We start from the raw sequence: 13,266 nt of genomic DNA, 5'->3' as shown, positions 1-13,266 counted from the left end.
ATGCCGCTGGGTGCCGTGGAACGTCAGACTCGACAAAGGGCGATAAATCCGCTATCGAGAGGCTCATCACCCAATTGGATAGTCCCATTCTGATGACATCCGAATCGTCGATCCACACGATCAGGACGGCCGCTCATTTCCACCCGGCACAGGAGTTGTCCGGTCGACGTACTGAGGCAACAATCAACCTGGACAAACAACCGGGTCGGGAAGGGGTCCACCTTGGGGCGTCCAGAGCGTCAGCTCAATGACAGCGCCGGTCCGATACCAGCGTTCGCGGCGGAACTGCGGGCACTGCGCGATTGCGCCGGGCGTCCAAAGTACGCGGCGCTGTCACGCCGAACAGGTCGATCGCAGACGGCACTGTCCGAAGCCGCTGGCGGGCGAAGGTTTCCCACCTGGGAGACGGTCGCCGCGTTCGTCGAAGGGTGCGACGGTGACCTGGAATACTGGCGCGTCCGCTGGCAGCAGACCGCGAACCAGGTCAACGGCAGCACCGCACCATCCGGTACGGAACCGCTCGGCGGCCATCGCCAGACCGAGGACACGGGCACCGGCGCCGGCGACACCGCGACAGATCAGGTCGACACGGCCGAGCCGACCCGACACCAGCCGACCGAAGACCAGGTGGCCGGGCACCAGCCGGCCGAAGACCAGTCGCCTGGGCACCAGCCGACCGAGCGCCAGGTGGCCGTCACCGCGCGCCGCCCGACACGCCGACGCCGTACGGTGTCCTGGCTCGCCAGCGTGGCGGTCGGCGTCGGGGCGATCGCCCTGCTCGGCGCGACGATGACCCGACCGCAGACCCCGGCACCCCCAGACGGGGAACCGACCGTCGTCGCCCCGGTCAGCGCGGTCGCCGACGGAGCCGACCCCAAGGACAGCGGTTGCGCGCTGGACCCGGACGTGGTGAGCGTCGACCAGGTCGAAACCAGTCTCGGTCGGCAGGCGCTGGGAGTGATCGAACTACGTTACTCCCCGATGTGTGGAGTGGCCTGGCCGAGGTTTCTGCCGTACGCCGTCGAGCGCATCCCGTACGGGACCCGGCTGCACGTCGACGTCGTGCGGCCGGCCGACGGCGCGCGGGCGGAATTCATAGCCGAATACGCCGGTACCGGGACCTTCGGCAACGTGTTGCACAGCACCCGCGACTGTGTGCAGGCCGAGGTGCGGATCGACATGCCGGAAAATCCGGACGGCGCGAGTGCTCAGACGGCTTGTTTCCGGGGACGGGTCCGCGAAGGTGCCGGCTGACGCGGCGACCGTCCCCGCGACGGGGTCGTCAACCGGCGCCGATCGGCCAGGTCCAGAAGGTGACCGCCACACCGTCGTCCACACCGAGCAGCAGGTGACCATCCCCGGCCGCCACGGCCGCCACCCGGTCGGCACCGGCCGGCAGGGGTGCCGGTGGTACCAGTTCCCGCCAGGTCCGCCCGGCGTCCGGTGAGAACCAGAGCCGATGGTCGGCACCGGTCGTCGTCACCGCGACCATCGCGGCACCGCTGGCGGTCAGCGATCGGACCTGAGGTACGCCGCTGCCGTCGGTGCTGCCGAAGGTGCCGACGGTCCGCCAGCCGTCGCCGTCGTCGCGCCAGGCGGCGAACCAGTCCCCGTGTAGCCCGGCGGCCACCGGCGCGCCGTCGACGTTCACCAGCCGCTGCAGTTCTTCGTTGTCGGGGCCGCCGTCGACGGTCGTGCGCTGCCACCGCTGGCCATCCGTGGAATGCCACAACAACGGATCACGGTCGATGCGTCCGGGTCGGGTCAGCGCTCCGGCCAGCAGCCAGCCGTCGCCGTCGGCGAGCGCGTCGTAGGCCCAGGTCCGTCCCTGGTCGTCGCTGGCCAGGCCGGGTCGGGCCTCGACGATGTCGAACGCGGCGGCGTCGTCGGAGGTCCAGACCGCCGCTCCGCTGATCCGGTTGCCGACGATCAGCCAGGTGGGTCCGCCGCCGCCCGTACCGGTGGTAGGGGCCGGCGGCCGTGGTGAGGTGGCGGCCGGGTCGGCGGGGCTACCCGGCGCGGCGACGATCCGGCCGACGTTGACCGCCGCCGGGCCGCCGAACAGTTCGAAGCCGGCCTCGACCTCCACCAGGGTGCCGTCCGGTCGCTGCCGCCAACTGCTGGTACGCGGGTTGCCGTGCGCTCCGCCGCTCATCGCGCCGACCGCTGCCAGTCGACCGTCCCGGCAGGCGGCGGAGGACAGGATGTTGAGCCGACCGTAGTGCGACCGGGCCTCGGTCGGCACCCGCCGCCAGCGCGAGGAGTCGGCGCTGTGCCAGGCCGCCGGACTGGTGGTCGCGTCGGCGGCAACGTCGGCGCCGACGGCGTACCAGTGCCCGGCGCACCAGGTGAGCTCACGCACGACGACTCTGGCCGTGCCCGGCGGCGGGTCGGGCAACGACACCGGTTCCCAACGGACGGTCAGCGGCGGCGCGGTCGACGGGCCGGGCGGCGGTTCCGAGGTGGTCTCCGCCTGGCACGCGCCGACGACCAGCACAGCGACCAGCACGGCGACCAGCGGCAGGGCGCGTCGCGGCCCGGGACGCGACGCCATCCGGGGTGCGGCCGCGGCGGACCGACGTCGACGACGGCCGGGCCCGAGCGACGCCATGCCAACCATCGGTCCATTGTACGCAGTACGCAGCCGATGTCCGACTGGCTAGACTGAATCATGGACGTCGATTTCATGGTGATCGGTGGCGGCATCGCCGGTGCCAGCGCCGGGTTCCACCTGTCGTCGCGGGGCACCGTCCTGGTGATCGAGATGGCCGCCCACCCGGGAACGCATTCCACCGGACGCTCGGCCGCGCTCTACTCCCCCTACTACGGCAACCCGGTGGTACGCGCGCTGACCCGGGCCAGCCGGGATTTCCTGGCCCGGCCGCCGGCCGGGTTCACCGAGCATCCGCTGCTCACCCCGCGCGGGGTGCTCGCGCTGTGCCCGCCGGGAGCCGAGGAGCAGTTCACCGCCACGCTCGCCGAGGGACAGACGGCCACCGTACCGGCTCGGGAGATCGACCCGGTGGAGGCGGCCGCGCTCTGTCCGGCGGTCCGACCCGGCTGGTACACCCGGGCCATGCTCAAGCCGGACACCTGGGACATCGACGTCGACTCCCTCCATCAGGGAATGCTGCGCCGCATCCGGGCCGCCGGGGGCACGGTCCTACGCGACGCGCGGGTCGACTCGATACGACCCGAGGGCGACGGATGGCGGATCCACACGCGCGACGGGTCACACCGCGCCCCGGTCGTGGTCGACGCCGCCGGCGCGTGGGCGGACCAGGTCGCGGTGGCCGCCGGCGCCGCGCCCGTCGGTTGCGTACCGTTGCGCCGTACCGCCTGCGTCGTCGACGTCCCGGCCGACCTGCGGCCGCAGGGCTGGCCGATGGTGACCGACGTGACCGCGACGTTCTACCTCAAACCCGAATCAGGTGGGCTGCTGATCTCGCCGATGGACGCCCAGCCGGATCCGCCGGGTGACGCCCGCCCGGACGACCTGGACGTGGCCCTGGGCATCGCCCGGGTCGAGGCGGCGACCACCGTGCCGATCCGGCGGGTCCGGCACGCCTGGGCCGGGCACCGCACCGCGACCGCCGACGACACTCCCGTGGTCGGCGTTGACCCGTGTCTTGACGGGTTCGTCTGGCTGGCCGGGCTCAGCGGGTACGGCGTGCAGACCGCGCCGGCCCTCGGTCAACTGGTCGCGGCGGCGGTCGGTGGCGTGCCGGCCACCGGTGAACTGGCCACCGTGGCCGCAGCGCTCTCGCCGGCCCGATTCCGCCGACCACCGCAACCGGCTGGTTGACCACCGGAGCCCGCCGGCAGACCACCGCAACCGGCCAGTCAGCCGGCGGCCGGGAAGCCGGCGGCCGGGAAGCGGTCAACCGGCGGCCGGACGCTCGGCGACCACCGCCGATCGGGGTGCGGCGCGGATCCCGACGGCCGCGACCGCACCGGAGACGACCGCGAACCCGAGCATCGCCAGAAACGCCACCCGGTAGCCGGCCAACCCGACGATCAGCCCGGTGAGCGGGCCACCGACGACCAGGCCGACATCCCAGAACGAGGTGAACATCCCGAGCGCGGCGCCCTGGTGCGCCGGTTCGGTCCGGTTGATCACCAACAACGCCAGGGCGGGGAAGAGCAGCGACAGGCCGGCGCCCATCACGAGTCCACCGACGACCGCCACCAGCAGGTTGGGCGCGACCGCCACCAGCGACAGGCCGACCGCCTCCACCATCGCCGACCAGATGGCGACCCGCCGGGCACCGAGGCGGTCCGGCCAGTGCCCGGCGAGCAGCCGGACCCCGATGTAGGTGAAGCCGAAGGCGTTGAACGCGGCGATCCCGTTGGCCACCCCCCGCTCGGCCATGTGTAGCGCGACGAAGCCGGCGAGGGCCGCGTACCCGAGCGCGGCCAGGGACAACGCGACCCCGGGCGTGAGCGCGCTGGTCGGGAAGATCGCCGCCCGCCCGGCGGCGGTGGCCCGCGCGGCGGGGGGCATGCTGGCGACCAGCGCCAGACCGGCCAGGATCGAGACGACGCAGAGGATCCACGCTGCCGGGTACCCACCGGCACGCATCGCCACCGTGCCGAGCAGCGCGCCGACGGTGATGCCGATCCACATGTAGATCCCGTACAGGCCGACCACCCGGCCCCGACGCTCCGGTGGGGACAGCGACACCAGCCAGGCGGCACCGGCGGTGTAGACCGCGCCCTCCCCCACCCCGTGCACGATCCGCACCGCGACCAGTGCCGGCACTGAGTCCGCCAGCAGGTAACCGACCCCGCCCAGCGCGCTGACGGCCGCGCCGACCAGCATCACCTGGCGGTAGCCGTACCGGTCGGCGAGTCGGCCGGCGACCGGCCGGGCGAGGACCGCCGCGACGGCGATGGCACCGACGACCACGCCGACGGCGACGGTTCCGCCGCCGATCTCGTCCCGCACGAGGAACGGCAGCACCGCCAGGGACGCGCCGACCGCGAGCATGCAGCACAGGATCGCACCGAACAGCGGCACCATCGGCCGATAGAAGCCGACGGCGTCCGACCAGCGTCCCATCAGGATTCCTGCCCGGCCGGTACGACCAGGAAGAAGTGGGTCGGCAGGTGCACCGCGAGTCCCTCGTGGACCTCGGCGCAGACGGCCCGGCCGTCGGTGGCGAAGGTACCCGGCGGCGGATCGTCGACCCGGATCGCCGAGCGTCCGGCGTCGAGCAACCGGGCGGCCATCGCGAAGTCACCGACCAGCGCCGTGCCGGGGGGCACCATCCGGGTCCGACTGATCCGCACGCCGTTGCTCGTCAGATCGGCGAGCACGCCCCGGCCCACCAGGTGGAAGTAGTAGTCCTGCGGGTTGACGATCATGCCGTGCGCGGTGGCGCCGGTCTGTTCGATCTCGTCGCAGGCGGTGAGCAGGCCGGTGACGTAGTCGCCCCGGTACGGCAGCCGGGCGATCTGCCGGTTGCGCAGCAGGCCGTACTCCCCGATGGTGAGGGCCTGGTTTTCGGCGGTGGCCAGCCGGACGAGCAGCCGGTGATCGATGAAGACGGCCAGTGCCTGCGGATCGGCGGCGAGTTCGTCGGGTACCTGCACCCAGGCCCGGATCGGCCGGACCCGGGCCTCGGTGGTGCCGAACCGGAACGCCGCCTCCCGCCGGAGCCGCGACTCGTGGACCCGGTCCGGATACTCACCGCGCGACTCCGACCAGATCCGGACGGTGTCGGTGGTGACCGGCTGGCTGCGCAGCAGGTTCCGGACGGTGATCCGGGGGCGCTGCGCCGTCGGCTGGAACGCCTCGGTGATGGTGTAGTCGAAGCGGACCTCGGCGTGGTGCGGATCGGCCAGGTAAGCGGCGGCGAACAGCTGCCCGGGCGAGGGCACGTCGCCGTCGGACGCGGCGGTCGCGCCGGCCTGCGCGGCGGTACGGGGGGATTCGGCGGCCATGGTCAAGACAGTGCCTCCCGTCAGATGAAGTGCTCGGCGAATCGCTGGTAGAACGGATAGTGGTGGTCGAAGTACGTCCGGAGAACGGGGTCGTTCGACGCGGTCACCGGATAGTCGCGGGCCGGCTCGGCGAAGCCGGTGCTGCCGATCACGTCGAGATGCCAGCGACGGGTCCGGGACCACTCGGTACGGTCCTGCGCCGGCCAGCGCAAGGCGTGCGGCAGGTAGGGCAGCCCGACGGCGGCGCAGTAGGCGGCGACGACCCGGTGCGGTTCGCGGACCAGCCGCTCGGCGGAGATCACCGTCGGCACCCGGCCGGTGACCTCACGGGCCAGGCAGAACAGTTCCCACTGGTGTTCGTAGCCGATCTCGGCGCAGGTCACCTTGGGGTTCATGGCGAAGTGTGAGCTGATGGTCCGCTCCGGATGCCGCACGATGAAGGTGTGCACCAGGCCGGCGGCGTCGCGCGGATGGTCGAACAGATGCCGGTAGCGGTACTCGACGGTGTCCTTGACGAACACGGGGCGCCGCCGGGCCAGGACGGTCAGGTGGGCGTACAGCCGCGCCGCCGAGGTGACGGTGACGGTGCCGTCGGCACCGTCGGGTACCGCGACCGCGCCGAGGTCGGTCAGCGTCACCATCGGTTCGTGGACGACGGTGATGTCCCCGCGCGCGATCATCATGCGCAGGAACGCGGTGGACACGGCCCGAGGGTGCGCCCACATCACGATCACCGGCGCGGCCGTACCCCGGTCCGGCCCGGCGTCCACCGTCACTGCGACCACCAGGTCGGGGTCCGGTCCCAGCGGTGCCGGCGCAGCCGGGAGCGCACCGCCGGGTCCAGCGGCGTGCCGTCGCTGACCGCCAGGTTGGCCCGTACGTGAGCCGTCCGGCGCATCCCGGGGATGACGGTCGCGACCGCCGGATGGTCGAGGATGAACCGCAGGGCGAGTTCCGGCATGGTCATCCCGGCCGGTACGTCGGCGGCCAACGCCTCGGTACGGGAGACGGTAGGCGGCAGGTTCTCCGGTCCGAAGTAGGTGCTGCGCCAGTCGTCGGCGGGCCAACTACTGTCGGCGGTCAGGGTGCCGGTCAACGAGCCCTCGTCGAACGGCACCCGGGCGATGATGCCGATGTCGTCCCGTTGGGCCCGGGCGAACAGGTCGTCCTCCGGGGCCTGGTCGAAGATGTTGTAGATGACCTGGATGACGTCGACCAGGCCGGTGTCCAGCGCGGCCACGCAGTTGGTCGGCTCCCAGCGGTTGACGCTGATCCCGACGCCGTCGATCAGGCCTTCCTCCTTGAGCGCCGTGATCGTCTCCTGCCACCGGGGATCCTTGGCCCAGCGGTCCTCCCAGACGTGGAACTGCACCAGGTCGATCCGCCCGACCCCGAGGTTGTCCAGACTGCGTCGGGTGTAGTCACGGATGTGGTCGACGGGGAACACGTCGTCCAGGGTGTCGGCCGGCCCCGGCGGCCAGGCCCGATTCTTGGGCGGGATCTTGGTGGCGACGTAGAGCCGCCGGTCGGGGTGGCGACGCAGCAGCGCGCCGAGCATCTGCTCGCTGACGCCGCGCCCGTACACCCAGGCGGTGTCGAAGAAGGTGCAGCCCAGCTCGACGGCGAGGTCGAGACAGGCCGGCGCGGTGTCGTAGTCCCAGCCGGTGAATCCGCCGGGTCCGCCGCCGATCCCCCACATGCCGTACCCGACCTCGCTGACCTGCCAGCCCAGGCGGCCCATCCGGCGATATCTCATCGGCGTCGTGCTCCTTTCGTCGAACGTGCCCGGCGTCGCATCGGCGAGGCCGGCGGGTGCGCACGCGGGCGCGGACGGCGGGTCACGTCGCACCTGCCGGCACCGGCGGCCGCAGGTCGTGACCAAGCCAGTTCCGGTACGCCTCGACCGGTTTCCGTAACGGCTGGTCGACCAACCCCCAGCGGCGTTCGAACCACTGGCAGACGTCCTTGCGGAACAGTCGCGGATTGTCGCTGAGCAGCGAGCTGAACACCCGAGCCAGATGGGACTCGTCGAACGGAGCGGCGTCGACGGATCGACCGAGCCCGCGCGCGTCGGTCGGGCGGTCGTCACCGGCCGGCCAGCTGGCGACCGGTGCTGCGACCTCACCCAGCGGCAGCAGGCGACGCAGCAACGCCAGTTCCGGATCCCCGGACCTGGCGGCCGCTTCCAGCCGGTCCAGGAACCGCGCGCAACCGACCCGCTGGATCGGATCACCGGCGGCGGACAACACGTCGCCCAGGCAGACGCTCTGTGGATGGAAGACGTGCAGCGTACGGCCCCAGGCCAGGGTGTCGGTGACGCTGGCGACGACCCGGCGCGCGACGTAGTCCACCGGCGTGTAGTCGGAGCGGACGACGACGTCCGGGCGTACGCCGAGCCGGTGGAAGGCGGTGAGCAGCAGGTGCGTCAGTGCCCGTCGGTGCGGGTGGGCACCGACGGCGCTCGGCAGCACCTCGCCGAGCCGCAGCACGGTGACGGTGGCGCCGCGTCGGCGGGCGTGGTCGAGGTGGCGTTCGGCCACCCACTTCGATCGGCTGTAGCCGCTGACCGGCAGGGTGTCCACGGTGAGCGGACGGTCTTCGGCCACTGGCGCGGCGTCGCAGGCCGCAGCCGTCTGCAACACCCCCAACGTCGAGATGTAGTGCAGTGGCTTCGGCCGATTCGCCATGGCGAGCTCGAGCAACGCCGCCGTGCCGGCGACGTTGGCGGGTCGGTGCGCCCGGTAGTCGAACACGAAGTTGACCAGCGCCCCGTTGTGCACGATCAGGTCCACGTCGGCGGCCAGCCGCGCCCACGTTCCGGCGGACAGGCCCAGTCTGGGCCGTGCCAGGTCCATGGCGTACCCCCGGCACCGCTGGGCGAACGCCGGCTGCCACAGCCCTCGCTGGCGCAGCGCCTGCCGGACCCGGGCGGTCGCGGCGGTGTCGGACGCGGCGCGCACCGCGCACCAGACCTGCAGGTCGGTCCGGATCAGCAGCTCGTACGCGAGCCGGCTGCCGACGAATCCGGTGGCCCCGGTCAGCAGGACGATCCGGGGTCGCCGGCCCGGATCGGCCGGTCCGACATCGCTCGGTGTGGCTGGCCGCAGGTCCCGTCGGATCAGCTCGAGCTCCGGCTCGTCGCGTGGGTGGTCCGCTGCGGACAGGTCGGCGGCGAGCGCGCCGGCGCTCGGGTGGCCGAACAGCCGGGCGACGTCCACCGGTCGCCCGGTCAGCTCGGTCAGCTGTGTGACCACGGTGAGTGCCTGCAGCGAGTCACCGCCGGCGGTGAAGAAGTCCGCCTCGTGCGGCAGGTCGGGCTGGCCGAGCACCGACCGGAACACGGTCAGGGTCTGGCTGGCGAGGTCGGCGGTGGTGCCGGCGGCCGGCGGGGTCACCGTCGGCCGAGACGGCGACGGCGACGGCGAATCGGAGCGCGGCGTCGGGGTGCCCGCCTGCCCGGTCGGTGCGGGTCCGGTCGGGGACTCGCCGGGGGTGACCCGAGCGAGCCGCTGGTGCAGCAGCCCGGCGAGTCGGCGCCGGTCGACCTTGCCGTGGGCGGTGACGGGCAGGCTCGGTAACACCATGAGATGTCGCGGCACGCTGGTCCGGGGCAACTGCCGACGGAGATGGTCGCGCAGCGCGGCCTGGGTGACCGTGGAGTCGGCGGCGACGAACAAGGCGAGCGCCGCGGTCGGCTCGTCGGTGACCAGGGCCAGGGCGTGGTGCACGCCCGGCATCCGCTGCGCGGCCTGTTCCACCTCGCCGAGTTCGACCCGTACCCCGTTGACCTTGACCTGGAAGTCTCGCCGGCCGGCGAACCGCAACCGGCCCTGCTCGTCGAACCAGCCGAGGTCCCCGCTGCGATACAGCCGGTCGCCGGGAATCCCGGGCAGCGGGTTGGCGACGAAGACCTCGGCCGTCCGGGTCGGCGCGCGGTGGTAGCCGGCACCGACGCAGCTGCCACCGATGAGGATCTCGCCGGTGGCGCCCGGCGGCAGTGGCCGCAGCCGGTCGTCGACGACCACGGCGTAGCAGTTGTCGATCGGGCGTCCCAGCGGGATGGCGTCGGCGTCGGCGTCGGTGACCCGGTGGAAGACCATCCCGATCGACGTTTCCGTCGGCCCGTACCCGTTGGTCACCTCCAGCGCGGGCAACTGGTGGCGCAGCCGGCCGATGACGGCCGGGTTGATCTCCTCACCGCCGACGATCAGGTGGCGCAGGGAGCGCAGCTGGTCGGCGAACGCGGGGTCCCGTTCGGCCATCGGTACCAGGGCGTTGAGGACGCTCGGCACGAAGTCGGTCATCGTCACCCGCTCGGCGGCGATGGTGGCGGCGGTGGCGGACAGGTCGAGGAACTCCCCGGCCGCCGGCAGCACCACCCGTGCGCCGGTGGTCAGCGGCCAGAACAGTTGCCAGACCGCCGAGTCGAAGGTGTGCCGGCTGTTCTGCAGCACCACCTCGTCACCGGTGGCCTGGAAGAAACGGGTCATGAACCGGAAGCGGTTGGTCAGGCCGCCGTGGCGGTTGACGGCGCATCGGGGCACGCCGGTCGTACCGGAGGTGAAGATGCCGTAGATCGGGTCGTCCGCTCCGATGACGACGTCGGGGCGACGGGTCGTCGGCGTGAGGCTGTCGTAATCCACGACCAGTGCCCGGGCGGTGTGGGGTGCGGGGATCGGTCCCGGGTCGGCGCTCAGCAGGGGTGTGTCGGTCACCAGGTCGCACACCGCCCGCAGCCGCTCGGCGGGCCAGCGTGGATCGATCGGCACGAAGGCCGCGCCGAGTTTGAGTACGGCCAGGTAGGCAACCGGCAGTTCGAGTCCGTCGGCGAGTAGCACCGGCACCAGGTCGCCGCGGCGAACCTTGGCCGTGGCCAGCACCGTGGCGAGCCCGTTGGCGGCCTCGTCGAGTTGCCGGTAGGTCAGCGACCGGCCGGGCCCGCTGACTGCGACGCGGTTCGGCCAGCGGTCCGCCGTGTCTTCGACCAGGTGGGGAATCGCGCGGAACGGTCCGTCGTCGACGGATCGGCCGGCGTGGTGGGTTAGCAGCAGCCGCCGCGACGCGGTGCCGAGTCCGGCGGTACGCCCGGCCGCCTGCGCCGGATCGGCGGCGAGTTCCCGCAGCACCTCGGCAAAGAGTTCGGCCACGGCGGTCGAACAGCGACGCCACGGGTCGTCGCTGACGCAGCGGACGACGACGATCAGCTGGTCCCCGACGCAGGTCCAGTCGATCCGTACGGTGTCCGGTGTGACGGTCCTCGCCGGTACGCCCGGCGCGCCGACCACCCGCAGGGCGTCGCCGATGTCCTCGACTACCGCGTCGGCGGGTCGAACTCGCCGGCGCAACCAGGTCCGGGCGGCGGGGCCGGCGAGGTCACGCAATTCGGTCGGCGCTGCCTCGGGTAGGTCGAGCACCAGCGCACCGGCGGCACTGTGGATCGCGATCGTCCGGCCGAGCCGGGTCACGGTCTCGGCGGCGGCGAGTGCGGCGAGCACGACCGCCCGAGGCCCGTGCGTCGCCAGGGTGGCGGGTCGGCCGGTGCGGTAGGTCGACACCGCCGGCGGCGACGCTGGGCCGTCGGTGGGCCGGACGAGTTCCGATGTCATCGCCGTGTCCCCCAGGGCAATCTCGACCACCACGACTAAGAACAGAAAGCGATCATGCCGCTACCCAGAGAGGTTAGGCCAAGAATTGATCAGTGGAAATATCTAACTTTCTGTGACCGAGATTTCCGGGCATTTGACACTCAACCGAAAAAACCTCTTTCATCGCCTTATAAAGTATAAGACGGAAAACATACGGGCACCGGAGTCCTGACTGGTCAGTGACTCCGGTGCCCGCACGGTCGGGTGTCGTCAGTGCGTCGGGAAGTTGTCCGCACTACGGATCCGCTCCCGGATCCACACCCCCGCCTCCTTCAACGGTGCCGTTCCGGCGTACGAGCCACCACCGCAGACACCGGTGCGGAACACCGCCCCGGACCGGAAGTCGTCGGAATAGTTCCAGTTCACCCAGCTGATCTTGCGTGCGCCGAGCAGGTCGAGCCACTGCTGGCCACTGACGAAGTCGTTGGCGCCGTCTCCGGTGTAGGTCTGGGTCCCGAACTCGGTGACGAACATCGGCAGCCGGTCGGCGGCCCGGCTGAGCGCCGAGCGGTAGGACTCGTGGTGCGAGCCGGCGTAGAAGTGGAAGGCGTACATGACGTTACCAGCGGCGATCGGGTTGTTGATCACCTCAGCCTCGTTGCCGCCCTCCGACACCCCGAGCGAGGACCAGGCCCGGGTGCCGACCAGCACGATGCCGTCCGGGTCGGCCGCCCGGATCACCGGAATGACCTGCTCGGCGTAGCTCTTGATACTCGCCCAGCTGACGCCGTTGGGCTCGTTGGCGATCTCGTAGAGCACGTTCGGCTTGCCGGCGTGCCGGCGGGCGATCTCGTCGAAGAAGGTCCGTGCCCGGTCCAGGTTGTAGTGGGGATCGCCCGGGGTGAGGATGTGCCAGTCCACGATCGCGTACATGCCCCGGGCGGTGGCCTTCTCGATCAGGTCGTGGACCCGGTTGGTGAAGCCACGCGGGTCGGTCTCGTAACCGTCCTCCTGGACGTACATCGAGATCCGCAGCACGTCGGCCCGCCAGTCGGTGGCCAGGGCGTCGAGCGAGGCGTCGTTGACACACTGGGCGTACCACTGCAGGCCGTGGGTGCTCATGCCGCGCAGTTGGATCGGATGTCCGTACTGGTTGCACAGGTTGACTCCGCAGACCCGCAACTGCCCGTTGATGGCGACCGGCGTCGTGCCCGGGGGGCCGGTCGGCGACGGCGACGGACTGGCCGACGGACTGGGGCTCGGCGGTGGCGTCGTCGGCGGCGTGGTCGGAGCCGGCGGCGTGGTCGGAGCCGGGCCGCCGGCGCAGGCGACGCCGTTGACGGTGCAGGTACCCGGAACGCCACTGCCGGCGACGATGAAGCCGAACGTCGTGCTCGCGCCGGCGGCGACCGTGCCGTTCCAGGCGGCGTTGTCGAAGGTGTGCCGGTTGCCGGCGACACTCATCCGCGCGTTCCACGCCGAGCTGATCCGGGAGCCGGCCGGCAGGTCGAAGCTGACCCGCCAGGAGGTGATTGTGGCAGAGGTGTCGTTGGTGACCGTGAAGCGGCCTTCGTAGCCGCTCCCCCAGTCATTGACTTTTACAAATGCGGCGGTCGCCGCATTGGCTGTTGGAGCCAGGAGCGCCATCACCCCGACCACGACAGCCGCGAGGCCTCCCGCGACGACGAATCTCCAGCTGCGCACGGCGATCTCCCTCGGGAATCCGGGCCAACAT

The 13,266-nt window shown here is 71.6% G+C and carries 9 protein-coding genes; 2 read left to right on the top strand and 7 right to left on the bottom strand.

Annotation, left to right across the window (positions count from 1 at the left end; genetic code table 11):
• The first annotated feature begins 222 nt into the window (after window positions 1-222).
• A complete protein-coding gene (locus O7632_RS18230) occupies window positions 223-1,254 on the top strand; it encodes an XRE family transcriptional regulator (protein ID WP_278115908.1) in 1,032 nt (343 codons plus the stop codon).
• A gap of 28 nt (window positions 1,255-1,282) precedes the next feature.
• On the opposite strand, the gene O7632_RS18225 is transcribed toward O7632_RS18230, so the two are convergent.
• A complete protein-coding gene (locus tag O7632_RS18225; protein ID WP_278115907.1) occupies window positions 1,283-2,620 on the bottom strand; it encodes a hypothetical protein in 1,338 nt (445 codons plus the stop codon).
• Window positions 2,621-2,671: 51 nt separating this feature from the next.
• Between O7632_RS18225 and O7632_RS18220 the strand changes: the two genes are divergently transcribed.
• Window positions 2,672-3,805 carry an FAD-dependent oxidoreductase gene (locus O7632_RS18220; protein ID WP_278115906.1) on the top strand — a complete coding sequence of 378 codons (1,134 nt, stop codon included), beginning with the start codon at window positions 2,672-2,674 and terminating at the stop codon, window positions 3,803-3,805.
• 75 nt (window positions 3,806-3,880) lie between these two features.
• On the opposite strand, the gene O7632_RS18215 is transcribed toward O7632_RS18220, so the two are convergent.
• The 6 genes from O7632_RS18215 to O7632_RS18190 form a co-directional block, all read right to left on the bottom strand.
• A complete protein-coding gene (locus tag O7632_RS18215) occupies window positions 3,881-5,062 on the bottom strand; it encodes an MFS transporter (protein WP_278115904.1) in 1,182 nt (393 codons plus the stop codon).
• The gene (locus tag O7632_RS18210) at window positions 5,062-5,946 is read right to left on the bottom strand and encodes a family 3 encapsulin nanocompartment shell protein (RefSeq protein ID WP_278115902.1); all 885 of its coding nucleotides are present in this window, start codon (window positions 5,944-5,946) and stop codon (window positions 5,062-5,064) included. Before O7632_RS18210 ends, O7632_RS18215 begins: the two co-directional genes overlap by 1 nt.
• Before the next feature lie 20 nt (window positions 5,947-5,966).
• Window positions 5,967-6,722: a hypothetical protein gene (locus O7632_RS18205; RefSeq protein WP_278115901.1), complete on the bottom strand. Its 756-nt coding sequence runs from the start codon at window positions 6,720-6,722 to the stop codon at window positions 5,967-5,969.
• Window positions 6,719-7,702: an aldo/keto reductase gene (locus O7632_RS18200; RefSeq protein ID WP_278115899.1), complete on the bottom strand. Its 984-nt coding sequence runs from the start codon at window positions 7,700-7,702 to the stop codon at window positions 6,719-6,721. Before O7632_RS18200 ends, O7632_RS18205 begins: the two co-directional genes overlap by 4 nt.
• Window positions 7,703-7,784: 82 nt before the next feature.
• Window positions 7,785-11,552 (bottom strand): non-ribosomal peptide synthetase, encoded by a 3,768-nt coding sequence (locus O7632_RS18195; RefSeq protein WP_278115897.1) that lies wholly within the window; start codon window positions 11,550-11,552, stop codon window positions 7,785-7,787.
• Between the two features lie 249 nt (window positions 11,553-11,801).
• The gene (locus tag O7632_RS18190) at window positions 11,802-13,178 is read right to left on the bottom strand and encodes a cellulase family glycosylhydrolase (protein WP_278120164.1); all 1,377 of its coding nucleotides are present in this window, start codon (window positions 13,176-13,178) and stop codon (window positions 11,802-11,804) included.
• Between the last annotated feature and the right edge of the window lie 88 nt (window positions 13,179-13,266).

Origin of the sequence: Solwaraspora sp. WMMD406 (genome assembly GCF_029626025.1) — a bacterium.
In the GTDB taxonomy this organism is placed as follows: Bacteria; Actinomycetota; Actinomycetes; order Mycobacteriales; family Micromonosporaceae; genus Micromonospora_E.
The sequence above is the reverse complement of the archived record's forward strand: the minus strand, read 5'-3'. Positions and strand labels throughout refer to the sequence as shown.

Bases quoted from the DNA above. Each gene is read 5' to 3' on its own strand.
- O7632_RS18225 (WP_278115907.1), bottom strand. From the start codon at position 2,620: ATGGTTGGCATGGCGTCGCTCGGGCCCGGCCGTCGTCGACGTCGGTCC.
- O7632_RS18220 (WP_278115906.1), top strand. From the start codon at position 2,672: ATGGACGTCGATTTCATGGTGATCGGTGGCGGCATCGCCGGTGCCAGC.
- O7632_RS18215 (WP_278115904.1), bottom strand. From the start codon at position 5,062: ATGGGACGCTGGTCGGACGCCGTCGGCTTCTATCGGCCGATGGTGCCG.
- O7632_RS18210 (WP_278115902.1), bottom strand. From the start codon at position 5,946: ATGGCCGCCGAATCCCCCCGTACCGCCGCGCAGGCCGGCGCGACCGCC.
- O7632_RS18200 (WP_278115899.1), bottom strand. From the start codon at position 7,702: ATGAGATATCGCCGGATGGGCCGCCTGGGCTGGCAGGTCAGCGAGGTC.
- O7632_RS18195 (WP_278115897.1), bottom strand. From the start codon at position 11,552: ATGACATCGGAACTCGTCCGGCCCACCGACGGCCCAGCGTCGCCGCCG.
- O7632_RS18190 (WP_278120164.1), bottom strand. From the start codon at position 13,178: ATGGCGCTCCTGGCTCCAACAGCCAATGCGGCGACCGCCGCATTTGTA.